Source organism: Rhizobium sp. P2_G9, assembly GCF_056403475.1.
The window spans coordinates 92885-112983 of sequence record NZ_JBFUFK010000038.1; the positions used below are offsets into that span (position 1 = coordinate 92885).

General features: G+C 62.2%; 18 protein-coding genes. 6 read left to right on the forward strand and 12 right to left on the reverse strand.

The genetic code is table 11. From position 1 onward, the window contains the following. Positions 1-59: 59 nt before the first annotated feature. The 3 genes from AC1DYF_RS27915 to AC1DYF_RS27925 form a co-directional block, all read right to left on the reverse strand. Positions 60-497, reverse strand: a complete 438-nt coding sequence (locus AC1DYF_RS27915) for a CBS domain-containing protein (protein ID WP_477880513.1) — start codon at positions 495-497, stop codon at positions 60-62. 75 nt (positions 498-572) lie between these two features. Further along, entirely contained in the window at positions 573-983 is a 411-nt protein-coding gene (locus tag AC1DYF_RS27920) for a cupin domain-containing protein (RefSeq protein ID WP_477880514.1), read from the reverse strand. Between the two features lie 69 nt (positions 984-1052). Then, positions 1053-1808 (reverse strand): SDR family oxidoreductase, encoded by a 756-nt coding sequence (locus AC1DYF_RS27925; RefSeq protein WP_477880516.1) that lies wholly within the window; start codon positions 1806-1808, stop codon positions 1053-1055. Positions 1809-2154: 346 nt separating this feature from the next. On the opposite strand from AC1DYF_RS27925, the gene AC1DYF_RS27930 reads away from it, so the two are divergent. Further along, on the forward strand, positions 2155-2613 hold the full coding sequence (locus AC1DYF_RS27930) for a carboxymuconolactone decarboxylase family protein (protein ID WP_477880517.1): 459 nt from the start codon (positions 2155-2157) through the stop codon (positions 2611-2613). 67 nt (positions 2614-2680) lie between these two features. On the opposite strand, the gene AC1DYF_RS27935 is transcribed toward AC1DYF_RS27930, so the two are convergent. Together AC1DYF_RS27935 and AC1DYF_RS27940 are read right to left on the reverse strand one after the other, a co-directional pair. Further along, positions 2681-3466 carry a sensor histidine kinase gene (locus tag AC1DYF_RS27935; RefSeq protein ID WP_477880518.1) on the reverse strand — a complete coding sequence of 262 codons (786 nt, stop codon included), beginning with the start codon at positions 3464-3466 and terminating at the stop codon, positions 2681-2683. 198 nt (positions 3467-3664) lie between these two features. After that, a complete protein-coding gene (locus AC1DYF_RS27940; protein WP_477880520.1) occupies positions 3665-4672 on the reverse strand; it encodes an alpha/beta hydrolase in 1008 nt (335 codons plus the stop codon). A 767-nt stretch (positions 4673-5439) separates the two neighbouring features. Between AC1DYF_RS27940 and AC1DYF_RS27945 the strand changes: the two genes are divergently transcribed. Genes AC1DYF_RS27945 through AC1DYF_RS27960 form a run of 4 tightly spaced genes read left to right on the forward strand, consistent with a single transcriptional unit; the run spans position 5440 to position 9707 of the window. Then, on the forward strand, positions 5440-6414 hold the full coding sequence (locus tag AC1DYF_RS27945; RefSeq protein ID WP_477880521.1) for a pirin family protein: 975 nt from the start codon (positions 5440-5442) through the stop codon (positions 6412-6414). After that, positions 6411-7457, forward strand: a complete 1047-nt coding sequence (locus tag AC1DYF_RS27950) for an HlyD family secretion protein (protein WP_477880523.1) — start codon at positions 6411-6413, stop codon at positions 7455-7457. The genes AC1DYF_RS27945 and AC1DYF_RS27950 overlap by 4 nt, the downstream gene beginning before the upstream one ends. Next, positions 7457-9136, forward strand: a complete 1680-nt coding sequence (locus AC1DYF_RS27955; RefSeq protein WP_477880525.1) for an MFS transporter — start codon at positions 7457-7459, stop codon at positions 9134-9136. The genes AC1DYF_RS27950 and AC1DYF_RS27955 overlap by 1 nt, the downstream gene beginning before the upstream one ends. Beyond that, positions 9120-9707: a glutathione binding-like protein gene (locus tag AC1DYF_RS27960; RefSeq protein WP_477880527.1), complete on the forward strand. Its 588-nt coding sequence runs from the start codon at positions 9120-9122 to the stop codon at positions 9705-9707. The genes AC1DYF_RS27955 and AC1DYF_RS27960 overlap by 17 nt, the downstream gene beginning before the upstream one ends. A gap of 88 nt (positions 9708-9795) precedes the next feature. Here the strand turns inward: AC1DYF_RS27960 and AC1DYF_RS27965 are convergent, their stop codons facing one another. From AC1DYF_RS27965 to AC1DYF_RS27990, 6 genes are all read right to left on the reverse strand, one after another. Then, on the reverse strand, positions 9796-10488 hold the full coding sequence (locus AC1DYF_RS27965; RefSeq protein WP_477880529.1) for a response regulator transcription factor: 693 nt from the start codon (positions 10486-10488) through the stop codon (positions 9796-9798). Between the two features lies 1 nt (position 10489). Beyond that, complete coding sequence (locus AC1DYF_RS27970) at positions 10490-10867, reverse strand: response regulator (protein WP_477880531.1); 378 nt, start codon at positions 10865-10867, stop codon at positions 10490-10492. A 2-nt stretch (positions 10868-10869) separates the two neighbouring features. Further along, positions 10870-11511: a response regulator transcription factor gene (locus AC1DYF_RS27975; protein ID WP_477880533.1), complete on the reverse strand. Its 642-nt coding sequence runs from the start codon at positions 11509-11511 to the stop codon at positions 10870-10872. Further along, entirely contained in the window at positions 11508-16787 is a 5280-nt protein-coding gene (locus AC1DYF_RS27980; RefSeq protein WP_477880607.1) for a PAS domain-containing protein, read from the reverse strand. The genes AC1DYF_RS27975 and AC1DYF_RS27980 overlap by 4 nt, the downstream gene beginning before the upstream one ends. A gap of 249 nt (positions 16788-17036) precedes the next feature. Continuing rightward, a complete protein-coding gene (locus AC1DYF_RS27985) occupies positions 17037-17468 on the reverse strand; it encodes a DUF1810 domain-containing protein (protein WP_477880535.1) in 432 nt (143 codons plus the stop codon). Positions 17469-17596: 128 nt separating this feature from the next. Continuing rightward, complete coding sequence (locus AC1DYF_RS27990) at positions 17597-17965, reverse strand: SPW repeat protein (RefSeq protein ID WP_477880537.1); 369 nt, start codon at positions 17963-17965, stop codon at positions 17597-17599. Between the two features lie 319 nt (positions 17966-18284). Between AC1DYF_RS27990 and AC1DYF_RS27995 the strand changes: the two genes are divergently transcribed. Further along, complete coding sequence (locus AC1DYF_RS27995; protein WP_477880539.1) at positions 18285-18893, forward strand: J domain-containing protein; 609 nt, start codon at positions 18285-18287, stop codon at positions 18891-18893. Between the two features lie 135 nt (positions 18894-19028). On the opposite strand, the gene AC1DYF_RS28000 is transcribed toward AC1DYF_RS27995, so the two are convergent. After that, a complete protein-coding gene (locus tag AC1DYF_RS28000; protein WP_477880541.1) occupies positions 19029-20033 on the reverse strand; it encodes a Gfo/Idh/MocA family oxidoreductase in 1005 nt (334 codons plus the stop codon). Positions 20034-20099 lie beyond the last annotated feature (66 nt).

Below are 20099 nucleotides of genomic sequence, written 5' to 3' on the forward strand. Positions count from 1 at the left end.
AATCCGGCCGGGACGAAACGCTGCGATGGCACGGATACCGATGCCGAACACTGCTGCCGCTATCGATACCCAACACCCGCGACATAATTCGCGAGCATGTGCTCCTCAAGTTCTTCCTGTTCGAACAACACTTTCATCACATCGCCGATGGCGAGGATGCCGAGCGGTTCGGCGTCCGAACTCAGCACCGGGATGTTTTGAAGGCCGCGCGTGGCCATCCTCTCCCAGACGGCCTGCACTTCGTCGTCGGGATGGCAGGACACGATGTCCCGGCTCATCAGTGCCGCGACGGATGCGTCGGCCTCTTCTCTCTGCGCGAGATGCCGGATGATATCGGATTTGCTCAACACCCCCACCGCCTGTCCCGAAAGATCGGAGACGATGGTCAATCCTTTGCCGGGATTGGAAAGGGCGAGAGCCGCCACCTGCAGCGTGGCGTCGACATCGATCACCACCAGGCGGTCCAGGGTTATTGGCGTGAGTTGTTCGATCTGCATTGCCATCTCCAGACAGGTTCGTTTCTGCTGAACCCGGTGCCCGGCAGTGCGCCGGACACCGGCAAGCGCAAAAGATTATTTCTGGTAGTTCGTCAGGTTCTTCTCGTCGGTGTCGACGACGAACACCGCAATCAGTTTTGCCGGCTTGGTCTTGCTGGCATTCTCACTGACATTGTGGTGGTCGCCGGGAAACTCGGCGAAGCTTTCGCCGGCGTGATAGACCTTGACCGGCCCGTCATTGACCTGGCTCCGGATCGCGCCTTCGAGGACCGTGGCATAGATGAAGGCGGATTTGGGGTGGGTGTGGCCCGGCGAGGTGCCGCCCGGGTCATACTCGACCAGCACCGCCTTGAGGCTCTTGCCGGGGACGTTGGGCAGTGCGTGGTCATAGACGATCGCCACCTTGGCCTGCTCGGTGGAAGCAGCGCTGGCGGCGCCGGCGATGGCGGCGGCGAAGACGGCTGTAGAGATAAAGGTCCGGAACATGTGGTTCTCCTGTCGTGAATGTCGATGATGGGGGCGCCCGATCCGACGGGCGCCGGATGTCTCAAGCGCTTACGCGCGCGGCTGGTAACCGCTCAGCCAATCGTCGAAGCTGATGTGGCCGTGCCGGGCATTGCCGATCGGCACGAGCGAGCCGTCGAGCAGCTCGGTGCCGAAATAGAGCGCGTGGGGATCGGCAACCACCTGGCGGGGATCGTTGGTCGCTTTCAGGAAGCGCGCCACGATTTCGCTCATGCGCACCCTTTCCGGACCGGCAATCTCGATCGTGCCGTTCAGCGGCACGCTGAGTGCGATCTCGGCCATCACATCGGCGACGTCGTCGGACGCGATCGGTTGAATATAGGCCGGCGACAGATGCACGGACTGGCCGACCGTGCCCGACTGGGCGATACCCGGTATGAATTCGTCGAACTGCGTCGAATGCACGATCGTGTAGGGAATGCCCGAATTCTTGATCAGTTCTTCCTGGGCCATCTTGGCGCGCATGTAACCGCTGCCCGGCAGCCGGTCGACGCCGACGATGGAAAGCGCGATGTGATGTTCCACACCGGCGGCGACGCCTGCCTTGAGCAGGTTGCCTCCGGCCGTCTGGAAGAATTCCATCACCGCCTTGTCCTCGAACGAGGGCGAGTTGGCGAGGTCGATCACCACGCTCGCCCCAGCCAGCGCTTCCGGCAAGCCCTTGCCGGTGATCGTGTCGACGCCCGAATTCGGCGACGCCGCCAACACTTCATGGCCCTTCTTGCGCAGGCGCTCCACGGTCTTCGACCCGATGAGCCCGGTGCCACCGATAACGACGATTTTCATGATCGATCTCCTTGATGAATTTGATTGTCAGGTTTTCACGGATCGGCCAGCTGACGATGGTCAGCATGTTTTCTCCAATGCGGTCGGGGAGTGACCGATGGGCTGGAGAATGCGCCGGATCGCGATGCCGAACTATTCTACCGGGGTCGCTGTCGCCCTATGCCAAGGCATAAGGGCAGCTGTCTCAGGTGGTCGAAAAACCTGATCGATTTGCCGGAAACGGCGTCATCAGGCATCAGGCGAATGCACCGTCGGTGCAGATGGCTGTTCGGGATGCAAGGGATAATCACTGCGACTGCGAGCCTTGAGCGCTCGTAGCATCGACCCTCTCATCACGGAGACCAAAATGATCAAGCGTCTGAATATCATGGCCAAGAAAAACGGCGGCATGGAAGCCCTGGTCGCAGCCGAGGCCTGGCTTGCCAAGAGCTTCGACCCCAAGCTGCTCGAACTCGTCAAAGTGCGCGTTTCCCAGATCAATGGCTGCGCAAACTGCCTGCACATGCACCGTCAGGATGCGTTGAAGATGGGTGAAACGGACGACCGGCTGCTGCTGCTCAGCGCGTGGCATGAGTCGCAGCTCTTCACCCCGCGCGAACGGGCCGCCCTCGCCTGGGCAGAGTCTCTCACCGATATCGCCGGGAGCCGCGCGCCGGACGCGGTCTACGAGGAAGCGCACAGCACCTTCTCCGATGATGAACTCGTGGCGCTTTCGATCGGCGTGGCGATGATCAATGCCTGGAACAGGCTGGCGATCGGCTTCAGGATTCAGCATCCCGCCGATCACATGCGGGCTGCCGCTTGACGGCCAGAATGCACAAGACGCCGGCCGGGCGAAGGAAATCGCCCGGCGGCAATCGGAAAGCCGGCCGTCATGCGTCGAGATTTGCCTGGATCGCCTGATATTCGCCGCGCTCGACAGGCAACCGCAAAGTCACGACCGTGCCTAGACGAGGTTCGCTTTCCAGATGGAGATGGCCTCCCGCTTCCCGGGCAAAGCGTTCCACCATCGGCAATCCAAGGCCGCCGAGACCCGATACCTTGGTGGTGAAGTAGGGGTCGCTCGCCCGCTGCAGCACATCCTTCGTCATACCGAAACCGTTGTCGGCAACCCGCAACTCGATCTCGGTCGCCGCGTGCTCGTCGTAGATGGCGGTGGCGACGATGGAAATCACCCCGCCATCCGGCAGGGCATCGCGCGCATTGAGCAACAGGTTCATGACGGCGCTCTGCAGCCCGACACGGCTGCACCTGACGACCGGCAGCGCCTGGCTGGCGTAGAGTTCGAATTGGATATTGCGATCCCAGGTGGCTCTGACCAGCGCTTCGACTTCCATCAGGCAGGCCCAAACGTCCACCGGTTCGACCGCGCCATTGCCATCGCGTGCAATCCTCAGCGTCTGCTGAACCAGCGTGCCGGCGCGCTGCAGCGAGACCCTGGCGCTGGCGACGACCGGCACAAGGCTCGAGCCCAGCTCGGTGTCGGCGCTGCGCGAGATCAGGTTCAGCGCCGAGGTGGCCACCTGGATCAGGTTGCCGAGATCGTGGACGACACCGAAGATCGCGTCTGCCGGATTGGTGTTCAGAGAATAGGGTTCCGGCTTGGCATAGGGGATGAACGCGCCACTCCCCCGTATTTCCATATCTGCCTGTGACATGTTCTGCTCCTCATCAGCTCCAGCGACAGGAGTGTCGTTCCCGAGCTGGATGGAGGCTATGATGCGTGCGGGGCTGCCGTCGATTGGTTCAAGGGCGAGGACAGGCAATACTGCCGTATGGATAGGATATCGGATCGCATCGGTGGCGCTGTCGTGCCATGCCGGCGGGACAATCCCGCCGGCGGATATCCGCTCGTCTCAGTTCGTCGCGAAGACCTTGCGCAGATAACCCGTCACCTGGGCCACCGCCGTGCGTACGGCCGGCGTATGGGCGATCGGGTTCAACATCATGAAGTCATGGATCGTGCCGTTATATCTCAGCGAGAGGACCGGCACTCCGGCATTGGCCAGCTTGCGGCCATAGGCTTCGCCTTCGTCGCGAAGCACGTCGTTCTCCGCAACGATCAGCAATGTCGGCGGCAGGCCGCGCAACTGTTCGACCAACGCATTCAACGGCGAGGCGTAGATGTCGCTGCGCTTGGCGACCTCCGGCACATACTGGTTCCAGAACCAGACCATCCCCTTCTTCGTCAGCCACGGGCCATTGGCGAATTCCTCATAGGAATCCGTCGACATCGATGCGTCGGTAACGGGATAGAACAGCAATTGCGCCAGGATTTCCGGCCCCTTGCGCTCCTTGGCCAAAAGCGCGACGACAGCAGCCATATTGCCGCCGACGCTGTCGCCGGCGATCGCCAGGCGCTTGGCATCGGCGCCAAACTCCGCGGCATGTTCGGCGACATATTTGGTCACCGCATAGGCCTGCTCGACCGCCGTCGGATAACGGCTTTCCGGACAACGATCATAGTCGACAAAGACCACGACCGCGCCGACGCCGACAGCAAGTTCGCGGACAAGGCGGTCATGGGTTTCCTTGTCGCACACGACCCAGCCGCCGCCATGGATATAGACGACAACGGGCAGTTTGCCGGTCGCATCGGCCGGCCGGACGACGCGGATATCGGTCTGGCCGGTCGGGCCGACATCGATGTAGCGATCCTCGATCGAGACATCGGGCAGATGCACCTGGACCGATTTCTGCATGCCCAGAAGCGCTCCGCGTGCGGAATGGGGCGTGAGCAGATAAAGCGGTGCCTCCCCCTTCAGGTCGTCGGCGAAGGCCTGGGTGGCTGGCTCAAGCTGCGGCCGGTCAATCGCCCACGTGGCCGATGGGGCAGCGGGTGAATAGCTGAGATTGGATGACATGGGCATCGTCCTTTGGAAGAGGGCTCGTGAGGGTGAGCGAGGCAGATGCGCCGCTCCACAGCCATGTGGCCATGTCCATCCTCCGAGGGCTATTGACACGGATGGCTGACTTTCCAATGCCGAAGCATGCCGCACTTCATTCTTCTTCAGCGAGGCTATGCCGCAGGGTCTAGACATCCCCGACCTTGGGATTGCACCGGCTATCTGGCGGTGCAGGCGCATCGACCGGCCTGCCGGGCCAGCCATTGTCGCCAGAATGGCCCCGCCCTTCCGGGCGAGGCCATTCGTCCAATGCATTCCCGGCGGAGGGAATGAAAAGTGGAGCCGGACAGGTTGGATGCACGCCTGCCAATTCGTTGGCCACAGGGAGAAACCGAAAAAACCCCYGTGTTCATCATCTCCGTCGCGTTCGGTTAACACAGCTCACATCTTGAAAATTCCACAATGCATCGCCTTCGCCCATCCATACCGCGGCACTGGGCAGGACAAACCAAGGCCTAGATTGGCTGATCATTTGGCGAGAAAAGAGCGAGACGCGGCCCATCATAGCATCGATCTGCACCCGGCTCCTGCGTAAACCGGCAGACGAGCGCCGCCTTCCTGCCTACCGTTCCGATACGATCGCGTAGTCGCTTCGATACCTCGTGATAATACCCGCCCGCATCACCCCTCGCTAACCTCAGGCCCGAAAGCAGTTCGCTGCGACCGGCAGGCTGCTGCAGCCAATTGCCGCCTCGGCAAACGCCGGCCACGAGGAGATCGAGCCAATGTCACTGTTTGCAAGCGACTTTTCCGGCGCAAGCGCCATCCGGATTCCGACGGTTCGTGACGCCCGTCCGATGACCCGTGACGCCTGTCCGAGTATTCGTGACGCCCGGTCCGGTGGGGCATATTCCACGCGGGTCCTGCCCGAAGCGCATCAGCGCATGGTCGGCCCCTTCGTGTTCCTGGAGCAATTCGGCCCGACGCTGTTCGAAGCCGGCCAGGGGTTTGACATGCAGCCGCATCCGCATCTCGGGCTTGCGGCGGTGACCTATCTGATCGATGGCGAGATCGTTCATCGCGATAGCCTCGGCGGCGTGCAGACCATTCGTCCCGGCGACGTCAATTGGCTGACTGCGGGCTCCGGCATCGTGCACTCCGAACGCACGCCGCCGGAAGACAGGATATCCGGCAGCGACTTCCTCGGCATCCAGGCCTGGGTCGCGCTGCCCTCCCGGTTCGAGGAGGTCGACGCCAATCTCGCATACCATCCGGCGCAGGACGTGCCGCGAACCTATGCCGACGGCGTCGAATTCACCTTGATTGCCGGAGAGTCCGACGGCCTCATCGCGCCGGTCAAGACCCTGTCGGACCTGGTCTACGCAGAAATCGTGCTGACCAGCGGCGCGCGCTATCAGGCGCGGCCCGAGCATGTCGAGCGTGCTGTCTATGTCATAGCCGGCGAACTGGAGATCGTCGGCCAGGCCGGCATGTTCGCGGAAGGCGACCTGGTGCTGCTGAAACCCGGCGCCGAAGTCATCCTCAAGGCACCCGCCTTCCATGCCGCACGGCTATTGCTGCTGGGCGGCGAGCCCTTCCCCGAACCGCGATACATGGACTGGAACTTCGTCTCGTCGTCGCCGGAACGGATCGAACAGGCCAAGGCGGACTGGCGCGAGCGGCGCTTCTCCGAGATCCCCGGTGAAGCCGATTCCACCCCGGATGTGTCCAACCACGATCGATACGAGGCAGCGCCATGAGACGGATTCTGAAGATTGCCATTCTTGTCAGTATCGCCGGCCTGCTGATGGGTTTTGCCGGCACCTGGGGTCTCCAATACTGGCAGACCGGCCGTTTCGAGGAGACGACCGACGATGCCTATATCCGCGGCGACATCACCTCGCTTGCGCCGCGCGTCGCCGGCTATGTCACCAAGATCGATGTCGAGGACAATGCGGCGGTCAAGGCCGGCAAGGTGCTCTTCACCATTGACGACCGGGATTATCGCGCTCGTCTCGCCCAGACGGAGGCCAATCTTGCCGCCGCGCGTGCGACGCTGGCCAACAATCGGGCCGAATATGAGCTGCAGCAGGCAATCATCGCCCAGGCCGATGCCCAGCGCCAGGCCACAGTAGCTTCGCAATTGCTGGCGGAACGCAATCTCTCCCGCGTTCTCAATCTCGTCCGCACCCAGGCAACCAGCCAGGCGCAGGTCGACGTGATGCAGGCCCAGCGCGACCAGGCAAATTCCGCCGTTGTCGCCGCCGAAGCCGCACTTGCCGCGCAACGCCGCAAGCTCGACGTCATCGCGGCGCAAAAGCAAGCCGCCGAAGCGACAATCGCCCAGGCAACCGCCGCCCGCGATCTCGTCCGCATCGATCTCAGGAATACCGAGGTGCGGGCGCCGATCGATGGCGTGATCGGCAATCGCCAGGTCAGGCTGGGCCGCTACGTCACGCCGGGCCAGGCGCTGATCGACATCGTGCCGGTTGCCGATGTCTGGATCATCGCCAATTTCAAGGAAACCCAGCTCGAGCATATCAAGATCGGCCAGCCCGTCCGCATCAGCGTCGACGGCTTCAGCGATGTCGCGATCGCGGGCGTGGTCGCCAGTTTCGCACCCGGCAGCGGCTCCGCTTTCAGCCTCCTGCCGGCCGACAATGCGACCGGCAATTTCATCCGTGTCGTCCAGCGGGTCCCGGTGAAGATCCGCCTTTCCAGCAATCCGCTGCCCGGCCGGCTGGTTCCGGGCCTCTCCGCCAAGGTTGCCGTGCGGATCGATGCGCTGGCGGGAGACAAGTGATGGCAACGATGCCGGCCGCCGCCGCAAATGGTGAACAGTCGCTGCAGCAAGCCGCAATAGGCTTGCGTGGATGGATATTGATCGCCGGGATCAGCCTTGCGGCCCTGGCAGAAGCCATCGCCGGCACAGCCGTCTCCACCGGCCGGCTGGACATGATCGGCGACACCCATGCGACCCCGGACGAACTGGCATGGCTCGATATCGGCTACACGGCCGCGAAATTGATCGCATTTGCAATCACCCCCTGGCTGATCAATGTCCTGTCCGGCACCGTCGCGGTTCGCGCCGCCACGGGCCTCCTTGCCCTCGGCTGCGGACTGGCCGCATTGACGCTGGATGCGAACCTGCTCACAGCATTCAGGCTCCTGCAGGGCTTCACCGGCGGCGTGCTGATCGTCTCGGGTCAGACCGCCCTGCTCCAGCTCTTTCATCAGCGCAAACAGCCACTCATCCAATCGCTGTTTGCCATCGGAGTTGTGGTCGCACCCGCCACCTTCGTGCCGCTGATATCAGGGTGGATGATCGACAACTGGTCATGGAACTGGGTTTTCCTGACTGCGTTTGCGACCGCACTCCTGGCGCTGGTACTGGTCATCGCTGGGGGCGAATTGCGCGGCGTGGAAGCGTCAAGCGGCGGGCTCGACTGGCCCGGCCTCACCCTTTTCGCCGCATCAGCGGTCGCACTGACCTACGTGCTCAGCCAGGGCAGCCGATGGAACTGGTTCGACGACAGCCGCATTGCCGTGCTGGCGTGCGTTGGCATCGTGGCGCTGGTGTTGTTTGTCCTTTCGCTGTTCGGCCGTCACGAGGACAAGCTGATCGCGCTTTCAGTGTTCCGTGACCCGGACTTTGCCTTCGCCTTTCCCGTCAGCTTCGTCGCCGGCTTTGCCCTGAGCGGCAGCGCCTATGTCATTCCTGCCTTTGCCGTCTCCGTCCTCGGGATGACCGCGACGCAGGCCGGCTGGCTGCTGCTGCCCAGCGGCTTCCTATTCATCGCGTCCTTGCTGCTGGTCGCATGGCTGATCAGCCTCCGGAGCCTCCCGCCAATCGCAACCGTGCCCTTCGGCATCCTGATATTCATGACCGCGATGTGGATGCTTTCGCGATCGAATGGCGAAAGCGGTGCGCCCGACATGTCGCTGGCGATCCAGCTTCGCGGCCTTGGCCTGGGGCTCTTGTTCTTGTCGCTGACACTGATCGCGCTCACCAACCTGCCGCGCTCCACCCTCGTCTATGGCGTGGCCCTGTTCAACATCGGCAGGCTGGCCGGCGGCCAGATCGGCATAGCCAGCCTGCTGACGCTGATCGATCATCAGACCGCGCGCAACCTTGCCGTCCTCGGCGCCAATCTCACCAACGGCCGTACGGCCGTGATCGATCGCCTTGCCCAGATTGGCAGTCTGCTGGCGGCAAAAGGCGTGGAGCCCGGATCCGTCACCAAAGCCGCGATCAACCTGCTCGGCCGCCAGGTCGCGACACAAGCCACGGTCATCTCGTTTGAAACCGCCTTCCTTGCCATTGCCCTGCTGTTCGTCGCCGCGGCACCGCTCCTGGTTGCCTACAAGATCATGCTTGGCAGGCTTTCAAGGCATTCCAGGGGGCCGCCGGGCCTGGAAAACCTGTCTTCGAAAACCACGCTCTACTCTTCAAAGGAAGCCAATCATGAAACTCTATTATAGCCCCATGGCATGCAGCCTCGCCGATCACATCGCTCTTCAGGAATCAGGCGCACACTATGAGCGCGAGCAGGTCGACCTGAGAACCAAACGGATAATCTCCGGCGGCGATTTCAACACAATCACGCCCAAGGGATATGTCCCGGCGCTGGTGCTCGACAATGGCGAAACACTGACCGAAAACATCGCCATCCTCGACTGGCTGGCGAGCCGGTTCCCCAAACTTGGCGGCGCCGGGCCTCTTGGACGCACCCGCGTCCTCGAAGCACTGACCTATATCTCGACGGAATTGCATGGCGGCTTCAAGCCGATGTGGCATGCCAGCACGGAGGCCGAAAAAACCAAGGCGAAAGCCGATCTTGCCGCCCGGTTCAAGCTGCTCTCCGACAGGCTGACGACGGAATACCTGTTCGGCGACGAGCCGACGGTCGCCGATTTCTATCTGTTCGTCATGCTGCTCTGGGCCGAGCGGTTCGGTGTCGAGGTTTCGCCGCAACTGGCAGACTTGCGGGCGCGCTTGAAGACCAGGCCCGCAGTGCAGATGGCGATGCAACAGGAAGGATTGGCAGCTTAACCGCCGAATATGGCATTCGGCCTGAGCGCGTGTTGCGCTGGATTCGAACCGCCCTGCCGGAAGCATCTCCGGCAGGGCGGTTTACGCTTTAGCGCGCTCCGGCCTGACGCATATGGGCCGGCAGCGTCTCCCATGCCCGGATCAGTTCGCCGATCGAGCCGGCTTCCATCTTGTGCATGACATTGCTGCGATGCAATTTGACCGTCACTTCGCTGATGCCGAGATCGAAGGCGATCTGCTTGTTGAGGCGCCCATGCGCCACTTCATAAAGAACTTCACGCTCGCGCTGGGTCAATGTCTCCAGCCGTTCGATATTGCGCCTGGCGACCGCCGCCTGAACCCGTCGTTCGGCGTCCATGGCAATGCCCGCTGTCACGGCGTCGAGCAGCGTCTGGTCCCGCACCGGCTTGGTGAGAAAATCCACGGCTCCCGCCTTCATCGCCTGCACCGTCATCGGGATGTCGCCGTGCCCGGTCAGGAAGATGATCGGCTTGGGATTGCCGTTCTCGGCCAGATGCTGCTGCAGATGCAGGCCGCTTACGCCCGGCATGCGCACATCGAGGATCAAGCAGCCGGGACTGTCCAGGACATCGGCGTCAAGCAATTCACGGGTCGAGGCAAAACTGACGGGCTCGAAACCGGCCGACAATATCAGCTCGGACAGGGCCTCGCGCACCGATGCGTCATCGTCGACGACAATGACAAGCGGCTGATCCCGTTCGCTTCTCCGCTGCGGTGATGGCGGTGCCGATTTCCGCTGGAACGGCTGGTCAACTCTCATGTCACGCTCCATTTTTCGATGTGTTCAAGGCATTGGCGATGGCCGCGAGCAGGGCCTGCGCGTCGAAGGGCTTGCGGAAGAAACCGCTGATCCCCTGGGCACGGCTCTGATCGGCGATTTCATGCCGGCCCGTGATCAGGAAGACCGGCAGCTCCGGACGCAACCGCTTCACCAGGTCGCGCAGTTCGAAGCCATCCATGCTGGGCATGCCTATATCGGTGATCAGCAGGTCCACGTCCGACAGCCCGTTGACGAGCAGCGATGTCGCCGACGGAAAGCTGCGGGCCACATAGCCCGCCGACTCCAACAGGTCGCCCACCGATTCAAGCAGCCTTGGATCGTCGTCGACAATTGCCACAACATGTCTTGTCTCATTCATGATCAATTCCCTCCCACCCGTCGCGAGTGGGTAATCGGTATGTCCAGTTTCTCGGCGATGCGCACGAGATCGGCCAGCGATGCCGCCGCCATTTTCTGCATCACGTTGCGTCTGTGGATTTGCAGCGTGACTTCGCTGATCCCCAGTTCGGCCGCCGCCTGTTTGTTGAGAAGACCGCTGATGACGAGCGGCAGCACCTCCCGCTCCCGCGGCGTCAGATCGAGATAGCGTTGCCGCAACATGCCGAGTTCGGCGCGTTCCGCCCGCTTCTGCCGATCCTGCGCAATCGCGGCGTGGATTGCTCCCATGAGGTCGGCATCGCTGAACGGCTTGGTGAGAAAATCCACGGCGCCATGCTTGATGGCGCGCACGGAGGATGGAATATCCCCATGCCCGGTGATGAAGATGATCGGCGGATGATCGCCTTCGGCGATCTGGCTCTGCAGGTCGAGGCCGTTGATATCGGGCAATTCGATATCGAGAATGAGGCAGGCGGGGACATCCGGCTTGTCCGCATTCACATAATCGCCGGCCGATCCGAAGGCGATGGCGCGCATGCCGTGCGAGTCCAGGAGCTCGCTGAGCGCCTCCCGGATGCGTTCATCGTCATCGACGATATAGGCAATGTGATCGTCGCTGGTCATGGCGCCGCCTTGTCTTCGACCGGCAGGGTGAAGATGAACTTCGCACCATGCGGATCGTTCTGCTCCGCCCACAACCGTCCGCCATGCGACTCGACGATCGAGCGGCAGATCGCCAGCCCCATGCCCATGCCGTCCTCTTTCGTCGTGAAGAACGGCTCGAACATCCTCTCGGGGAATTCCACGCCCGGGCCGCGATCGCTGATCTCGGTCTCGATGGCATCCTCCCTGTGGCGCACGCGGATGCCGAGCACCTTGTCGCCATCGCTTGCGTCCATCGCCTCCATGCCGTTGCGCATCAGGTTGACAAGGACCTGCTGAATCTGCACCCGATCCACGGCAATCAGTGGAAGATCGGCCTGGATCTTCACATCCATCCGCACGCGCCGCCGCACCGCCTCGTCGGCCATGAGGTTGCGCGCTTCGCCGACGACCAGCGAAATCGCCATATAGGCCCGCGTATCGATCGATTGCCTGAACAGGGCGCGGATGCGGCTGACCACGTCCGCCGCCGAGTTTGCATCGCGGATGATGCGCTCCACCGTCTTCTGCGCCCGCTCCATATTCGGTGGCGTGGCGAGCAGCCAGCGCTGGCAGGCATGCGAGTTTGCTACGACGGCCGCCAAGGGCTGGTTCACCTCGTGGGCGATGGAAGCGGAAAGCTCGGAAAGGCTCGCGACCTGGCTGGCGCGCGCCAGGCTCTCCTGCGCCAGACGCAACTTTGCCTCTGCCCTGACCTCGCCATCGACGTCCAGGCACATGACATTCCACTGCACGATCGTGCCTTCTGCGTTGCGCATCGGCGCAGCGCGTGTTTCGACCCAACGATATTCGCCATCGAAGCGCCGCAGACGATGCCTCCGTGCATAGGGCTCGCCGGTGGCCAGCGAATGGGCATAATCCTCCTTGACGCCAGCGACGTCGTCGGGATGAACGCCGGCATCGAGCGTGCCTTCCAGCCGGGATTTCCCCGTTCCATCCAGCGCTTCGAGCTTGTAGCCGAGGAAGTCGCGGAGCTGGGGATTGCGATAGACAGGCTCGCCATCCGGCGCGGCGCAATCGATCATCGCGGGCAGCGTTTCGACCAGTTGCCAGAGCGAACGTTCTCTTTCGCGTATGGCCTCCTCGATACGCAGTTGATCCTCGATGTCATGCGACAGGCCGTACCATTGGACGATTTGTCCGCTCTCGTCCCGCAACGGCTCGGCGCGGCTGGACATCCAGCGATAAACCCCATCGGCACGCCGCAGCCGGAAATTCAGGGAGAAGGTTTCGCCAGTGGCGAAGGAGTGGTCAAGCGCTTCTGTCAGCCGGGCTGCATCCTCGGGATGGACGAGTGTCGTGATCGCTGCGGGCAACCCGATCGTTTCCAGATCATCGTAATCGGCGACATCCAGACCAAGGAACTCGACCATGCGCCTGCTGAAGAAAACCGGCTCGCCGGAAGGATTCAACCGCCAGAGCAGGCTCGGCACCATGTCGACCAGTTGCGAGAATTCCCGTTCGCGGCTGCGCAATGCCTCCTCGGCCCTCTTGCGCTCGGTGATGTCGATGAAGCCCACCAGGCTCTTGTCGGCAACGGCACCGGGCCGGGCGGTGGTGAAAAGCACGTCCATGACGGTGCCGTCCATCCGCGCCACCCTGGTCTCTTCCTGAAACACCTCCTCGCCGCGATACCGCGCCTCGATGGAGCGGCGTATGGTGGCGATGCTCGGCTGCCAGTAGCGGCTGATCGGCCCGAGCATCTCATCGGCATCCTCTGCGCCGAACATCTCGACGATATGCCGGTTGACCTCCTCGACCTCCAGAGCCTGCACCGCGCGCGGCAGGAATTCCGGGTGCTCGTCGATATAGGTTCTGAGTTCCGTGACCCCTAGCGCCCGCAACTCCTTGAATAGCGGAATGAGCTTGCTGGCATCCACCTGTGTGAGGCCGATCGGCATGTAGTGGAACAGGTCGCGGTAGCGGCGCTCGTTTTGCCGCAGGGCGTCCTGCACGGTCACGAGATCGTGGATGTCGACGCTGACGCCGTACCAGTGGACGATGGCGCCGGTATCGTTGCGCAAGGGTTCCGCGCGGGTCTCGGTCCAACGGTAACTGCCATCGGCGCGAAGCTGGCGATATCTCTGAATATAGGGCACGCCGGTCTTGAACGATTGGTTGATGTCCAGCCGGGCCGTCTCCCGATCATCAGGATGAATGACGCTGAGCGACGGCGAGCCATCCGGCGCGGTGATATCTTCGACCGTCGCGCCCGTCACATCCCGGAAGCGCTTGTTGACATAAACAGGCGTTCCTTCCGGTGTCGTGGCCCAGATCAGAGCCGGCACGGCGTCGATCAATTGCTGCAGTTCCTGCTCCCGATCATGCAGCGCCTGCTGCGCACGCACTTCTTCATCGATGTCGATGGCGGCCGCATACCATTGCACGATCACGCCCTTTTCATCCCGCAACGGCTCGGCGCGGCCCTCCATCCAGCGATAGACCCCATCGGCGCGGCGCCGGCGATAGCGTATGGAATAGGGTTCGCCGTTGGCCAGCGCGTGCTTCATCACCTCGCGCATGCGCGGCCCATCCTCGGGATGCACGGTTGCACCGATGAGCGCCGCCAGGCGGCTCATCTCCGGCTTGTCCCAGGCCGCGACATGGTCGATGCCGATGGATTGCAGGGTCCGCTTGCTGAAGAAAGTCGGCTCCCCGTCGGGCGACATACGGCCGATGTGAACCGGAACCATGTCGACAAGCAGCGACAGCTCCCGCTCCCGCTCCCGCAATGCCTCCTGCGCACGCACCTCTTCATCGACATCGAGGGAAACGCCATACCATTCGGCAATCGACCCGTCTTCCCCACGCCGAGGCTCGATCCTGCACTCCGCCCAGCTGTAACTGTCGGCCTTCTCGCGCCAGCGAAACCGCATCGTGGAGCCAGTGCCGGTTTCGAAACAGGTCCGTAACGTGCCTTGCACCTGCTCGGCATCTTCGGGATGGATCAATTCCTGCAGCAGGCTTTCGATGCGCGGTCGCGCTACGGTATCGACGTCGGCGCCCACGGCGCGGAAATGGTCCTGGTATCGCTTGTTGAAGTAGATCGATCCACCCGAGGGCACGGCACTCCAGATGCGCACCGGCACGGCATCGATCATCTGCTGCAGCTGCCGCTCTCGCTGCAGCAGGGCTTTCTCGGCCCGCATCTGGTCATCGATATCGTGACAGATCCCATACCATTGCGTGATGCTTCCGGCTTGGTCACGCATCGGTTCGGCACGGCTCGACATCCAACGATAGGCTCCATCGGCGCGGCGCATGCGATATCGCAGCGCGAAGCTCTCTCCGGTCGCCAGGCTGTGGCGAAGCGCATCGCCAAATGCCGTGGCATCGTCCTGATGCACGCCGGCCTCGATCATCGCCGCCAGCCGGCTGATGCCCGGCCTGTCCATGTCCGCCACGTCGAGACCGAGGAAATCGACCATGCGCTTGTTGAAGAACGTCGGCTCGCCGTCGGGGGTCAAACGCCAGACGTGGCTGGGAACCATGTCCACGAGCTGCGACATCTCCCGCTCGCGGTCGCGCAACAATTGCTGTGCGCGGACCTCGTCGTCGACATCGACGTTGACGCCGTACCATCGCAGGATGGCACCGGATTCATCATGCAGAGGCGCAACCCGCGCCTCGACCCAGCGATAGACGCCATCGTGCCGAATTTGCCGAAGCCTCAGGCTGTAGGGTCGTCTGCTGACAAGCGAATCGGCCAGTGCCTGTGCTGCCCTTTGCTTATCGTCAGGATGGATCAGATTCAGTGACGCCACGCCATCGGGCGCCCTCATGTCGGCAAGCGTGGCGCCCACCATATCGGTGAACTGCTTGCTGACGTAGTCGGGCTTTCCTTCGTCCGTCACGCTCCAGATCATGGCCGGCACGGCGTCGATCAGTTCCTGAAGCCGCCGCTCGCTTTGCCGCAGCACCTCTTCGGCCCGCAGCTGGTCGTCGATGTCGTTGGCGAGGCCGTACCATTGGACGATGCGTCCGTCCTCATCGCGCATCGGCTCCGCGCGGCCCTCCACCCAACGATAGACGCCGTCCGCACGACGCAGGCGGTATTTCAGCAAAAAGCCCTCGCCGGTGACAAGGGAGTGGTTGAGCGCTTCTCCCATTCTGGCTGCATCGTCGGGATGAATGACCGCCGCGATGGCGGCCGCCAGTGGCGTCATGCCCGGCTTGTCGTAATCCGCCACGCCGAGGCCGAGAAAGTCGATCAGGCGCTTGTTGAAGAATGTCGGCTTGCCGTCGGATGCCAGACGCCAGATGGGGATCGGAACCATGTCCACGAGCTGCGAGAGCTCCCGCTCCCGGTCACGCAAAGCCTCTACGCTTTGGCGCAATGTCAGCAATGCCAGCTGGTGCTGCCGGGATATGGCGGCCACGATCAGCGCCGAAAAGGCCGAGATCGCCAGGAAAAGCTGCAGCATGATCTGCTTGTGTTTCTGGAACTCGGGATCGCCGGCAAACTGACCGATGCCGGATATGGAGAAAATGGCCGTGATCAGCGCCAGCAGAGCCAAGGTGACGGCGGCGCCCTTGAACTCGAAACGAACCGCGGCCCAAAGCAGCGGCGGCATGATGATATAGGCAAATGGCAAAGAACCGCTCAGCGAAAGGGCCGCGACACCAAGCAGGATCAGCCCCAGGACACCGGCTTCCATCCATTGCGCAGCCGAAAGCTCGGCCTTGCCACGCCAGTTGTGCAAAGTGACCAGCGCCAGCGGCGCCACGATAAGGACCCCGGTGGCGTCCCCGATCCACCACAGCGGCCAGGCCGCAGTGAAGGTTTGCGACAGGATGCCGAACCACGCCAAAGTCGCACTTCCCACGGTCGCGCTGACCAGCGGCGCAATTCCGGCCCCCAGAACCACAAAGGCCAGGACTTCCGGCAGGGTCTCCAGCCGAACCGGTGATTTGAGCGTCCGGCCCACGAGCCACGCGCCGGTCATCGCTTCAAGCGCATTGCCGACATTAATCAGGAAGGCTGCAGGCAGAGGACTGTGGAACCACAGCGCATTGGCGAACAATTCAGCCACGCAGCCGGCCAGCACCCACCATGGCCAGCTTCGACGTGGAGCGAGCACAAGCGTGGCGATGAAAAGCCCGCTCGGCGGCCAGATGGAAATGCCCGTTCCCGGCACGATGGCCAGCAACTGGGCAAATCCGCAGCCCAGGACATAGGCTATGGTGAAAAGACCGAGATGCAGGACGTGGGGGCGGTGCGACCAGACGCGCATGATCAGCTGCTCCTGCCGGACAAGGAAAGCCAGAAGACCGTCAGCGTTGCGTGTTTTCGGCGTTGGGACTGGCGAGCTCATGTCCCAAGCGTAATCCTGCGGCGCTTCAGCCGCAACTCATGGAAATCCATGCATTGCAAGGAGACGTTGCCGTTGCGGAGTTTTCGGGGCGGGCTGGAATGGGCGGAAGCAAAGCAAAAATGGGCTGCAGCCGGCTGGCGGCGTCCATCATCATACGGCATGAGCAGGATCTCAGTACCCTCTTGCGAGGTCGCGCATGGTGTCCGGGTCGAGCAAATTGTCGAACCAGACGTCAAGCATGGTTTCCAGCAGAAACTCGTCGTCGGCCGCTTCGGAAAACAACGTCATCGACGCATGCAATTTCTTGGCGTCGACGTCACCGAAAACGGTGTGGGCGCTCAGTTGCGGCAGATGCTGAAGTGCGCCGATACATTCGCGATATCGGCCGCCCAGCACCGGAACCGCCAGATAGGCACGCGCCTCGTCGAGCGAGGTGATGGCAAAAGGTTTCGACGTGAGATCGCCGCTGTTGCCGCCGAGCCGCGGGAAGATGAAATCCATATACGGGCTGCACATCCCGCCGCGCCGGAGAATGGACAGCGCATCGTCATAGATCGGATCTTGTCCGTCGATGAACCGCTGCAGGTCATAGTCGTTGTTCATAGGATCCTCGATCACTTTTCAGCCAACAATCACGACCCAGGCCTATGGGCGGCCTGGGCCTCGTTTTGTGGATCTGCATTGCGCCGACGGTCGCGTTCAACTTGGATCGTCGCGGCCGCTGCGCATTGTCAAAGGTCGCTCGATTTGCGGCTCGAAGGCGCATGCTCGGTGCGGTCGCCGTAAAGCTGCACGGCAGCGATCGTCGCGACGCAAAGCCCGAGCAGGACATGCGTCCACATCGGGTTCCCCGGTACTCCGAATCCGAGCAGGAAAGGTGCTACCACCGCCCAGCAGCCCAAGGTCAGGTTGGACCATTCTGCCCAGGCCGAATAGCGATAGAGAGCCACGGCAGAACAGCACGCAATCAGCGTGCCGACGATACCGGCATCCCAGGCGGCGGCCGGCGCGCCTGCGAATAGAAACGCGGCACAGGCCAGGCCTGCACCCAGAATGAGGTTAGTCCATTCCAATCCCTTGCTTGGCACTTCGCTTCTCATCTTCATCTCCTTTTGCAATCCGTTGATCTACCGTACCTCCGTCCCTGATCGGGTTCCGGACGGTCGGTGCAAGGAGAATGGGAGAGGGCGGCCCACGAAACTATTCTGCGTGAGCGTCTGTTGGATCATACGAAAGGCTACAGCCATTGCGCACTTGGACGACCGCGGGATAGCAAGAGGACCCAGGTCACTCCTACCTGGCGTGTCAAGCTGTGTGCTTTGGGGGAATTGAGGTGCAGCATCGCGAATTCGGCCGCACCGGCTGAAAAATAAACCCTCAATTCTTGCCTCGGCGGCGCACTGCCGTCATACACAAGCCATGACGTCTGATTCGAAAATCTTTGTGGGCCTTAGATCCACCCGCAAAAAATCATCCCCTGAAAACCAACCCACCGGCCCGAAATGCCAGTGGGATGGCTGCGCGAAGTCCGGGACGCACCGCGCCCCTGTCGGCCGGGATGCCGAGGGCCTATTCCTGCTGTTCTGTTCCGAACACATCAAGGAATACAACAGAGGATACAATTTCTCGCCAGATCTCTCGGCACCTGAGGTCGCCCGCTACCAGAGGGAAGCGGCAGCCGGCAGTCGGCCGACCTGGGGAACCAGTGTCAGCCAGTCAACCGAGATACCTATTCCGTCCACTGCCCGCTCCGGCCCCGCCAAGGCCTTGAATGCCCGAAGAGGCGCATCGGATCGCAAGGCGCATGGCGCCGATTTGCACAAACGAAAGCTCAAAGTGCTCGAAGCCAAGGCTTTTGAGACGCTCGGTATTCAGCAAGATGCGACCCCGCAGCAAATTAAGAGCCGCTATAAGGAAAAGCTGAAAATGCATCATCCCGATGCAAACCAGGGCATGCGAGCCTCCGAGGGCGAGCTTCGCGCGGCGATCGAGGCGTATAAGATCCTTAAACTCAACGGATTTTGCTGAGAATTTCCCTCGGCACGTCCTGGCGACGGGGAACTCAGTGCGGCGCATGGCACGACTTCGGCCACGACATGGGGCAATTCTGCCGCATCTGTTCGAACGGCAGGCCGCCGAGGCGATCGGAGGCAAAACCCGATTTCATACGTAGAACTCCGGTTTGGCAATCATTTCGACCGGCATCTTCCGGCCTTCCTCCAGCGCCTTGACGCCCGCTTCGGCGACCACGGCAGCGCAATATCCATCCCAACTGGTCGAGGCGATGTCGGGAAACACGCCGGTCTCGACAAAGCGCAGGAATGCCCGGTTCTGGCGGCGATAGGCGTCGGCATAGCGGCCGCGCCAGTCGGTGTCATAACCGGTGCTCTGCCCGAGTTCGCGATCGAGCTTGGTAAAGGCGACCGGGTTGATGGCGATGGAAGCCTTTTCCGCGACCAGTTCGGCACGCACGTCATAGCCATAGGCGGCGTTGTTGTTGATCTCGATATTGACCAATTGCCCATCCGCGGTTTCCAGGACCATGAACACGGGCGCGACCAGCGCGTCGGAGCGCCTGGGCTGGAAGGCGGAAATCGAGACATAGTCGCAGCCGAGCACGAAACGCACCACGTCGAATTCATGCGGCGCCGAATTGGTGATCGCCATGGCGCCGGTGAAATCCGCCGCCGGCGTTGCCACGTTGCGGTGGAAATTGTGCATCATCAGCGCCCGGCCCAGCGTGCCATCCGCCAGCGCCTGCTTCATTTCCGAATAAGAGCGGTCGAACCGGCGCATGAAGCCGAGTTGGACGAACCTTGCGCCGGCCGCCTGCTCCGCCCGCATCACATCCAGGCATTCCGTCGGCGATTGCGATAGCGGCTTTTCGCAAAGCACTTTCTTGCCCGCCTCGATGCAGGCCATCGACAGAGGCGCATGGGTGAAATCGGGGCTGGCGACGATCACCGCGTCGACATCGGCGCGGGCGATCACCACGCCGGGATCGGTTGCCACATCCTCGGCACCATGGGCATCGGCCACCTGCCGCGCACGCACGTCGTCCCTGTCGCACACGACCTGAAGCCGGGCACCGGGAAGCTCTTCCGCCACGATCCTGGCATGGTCGGCTCCCATGAGCCCCGCGCCGATGATTGCCATTCGCACTGTCATTTCGTCCTGCCTGATACCTTGTCGTTGGATTGACCGGATGCGACCGGACGGCCCACTGGTTTTGTG

What these genes read in the sequence shown, in the direction of transcription:
- AC1DYF_RS27990 (WP_477880537.1), bottom strand. Translation starts at nt 17,965, where the DNA reads ATGAGAAGCGAAGTGCCAAGCAAGGGATTGGAATGGACTAACCTCATT.
- AC1DYF_RS27935 (WP_477880518.1), bottom strand. Translation starts at nt 3,466, where the DNA reads ATGTCACAGGCAGATATGGAAATACGGGGGAGTGGCGCGTTCATCCCC.
- AC1DYF_RS27985 (WP_477880535.1), bottom strand. Translation starts at nt 17,468, where the DNA reads ATGAACAACGACTATGACCTGCAGCGGTTCATCGACGGACAAGATCCG.
- AC1DYF_RS27950 (WP_477880523.1), top strand. Translation starts at nt 6,411, where the DNA reads ATGAGACGGATTCTGAAGATTGCCATTCTTGTCAGTATCGCCGGCCTG.
- AC1DYF_RS27975 (WP_477880533.1), bottom strand. Translation starts at nt 11,511, where the DNA reads ATGACCAGCGACGATCACATTGCCTATATCGTCGATGACGATGAACGC.
- AC1DYF_RS27930 (WP_477880517.1), top strand. Translation starts at nt 2,155, where the DNA reads ATGATCAAGCGTCTGAATATCATGGCCAAGAAAAACGGCGGCATGGAA.
- AC1DYF_RS28000 (WP_477880541.1), bottom strand. Translation starts at nt 20,033, where the DNA reads ATGACAGTGCGAATGGCAATCATCGGCGCGGGGCTCATGGGAGCCGAC.
- AC1DYF_RS27925 (WP_477880516.1), bottom strand. Translation starts at nt 1,808, where the DNA reads ATGAAAATCGTCGTTATCGGTGGCACCGGGCTCATCGGGTCGAAGACC.
- AC1DYF_RS27945 (WP_477880521.1), top strand. Translation starts at nt 5,440, where the DNA reads ATGTCACTGTTTGCAAGCGACTTTTCCGGCGCAAGCGCCATCCGGATT.
- AC1DYF_RS27995 (WP_477880539.1), top strand. Translation starts at nt 18,285, where the DNA reads ATGACGTCTGATTCGAAAATCTTTGTGGGCCTTAGATCCACCCGCAAA.
- AC1DYF_RS27920 (WP_477880514.1), bottom strand. Translation starts at nt 983, where the DNA reads ATGTTCCGGACCTTTATCTCTACAGCCGTCTTCGCCGCCGCCATCGCC.
- AC1DYF_RS27970 (WP_477880531.1), bottom strand. Translation starts at nt 10,867, where the DNA reads ATGAATGAGACAAGACATGTTGTGGCAATTGTCGACGACGATCCAAGG.
- AC1DYF_RS27960 (WP_477880527.1), top strand. Translation starts at nt 9,120, where the DNA reads ATGAAACTCTATTATAGCCCCATGGCATGCAGCCTCGCCGATCACATC.
- AC1DYF_RS27955 (WP_477880525.1), top strand. Translation starts at nt 7,457, where the DNA reads ATGGCAACGATGCCGGCCGCCGCCGCAAATGGTGAACAGTCGCTGCAG.
- AC1DYF_RS27965 (WP_477880529.1), bottom strand. Translation starts at nt 10,488, where the DNA reads ATGAGAGTTGACCAGCCGTTCCAGCGGAAATCGGCACCGCCATCACCG.
- AC1DYF_RS27915 (WP_477880513.1), bottom strand. Translation starts at nt 497, where the DNA reads ATGCAGATCGAACAACTCACGCCAATAACCCTGGACCGCCTGGTGGTG.
- AC1DYF_RS27940 (WP_477880520.1), bottom strand. Translation starts at nt 4,672, where the DNA reads ATGTCATCCAATCTCAGCTATTCACCCGCTGCCCCATCGGCCACGTGG.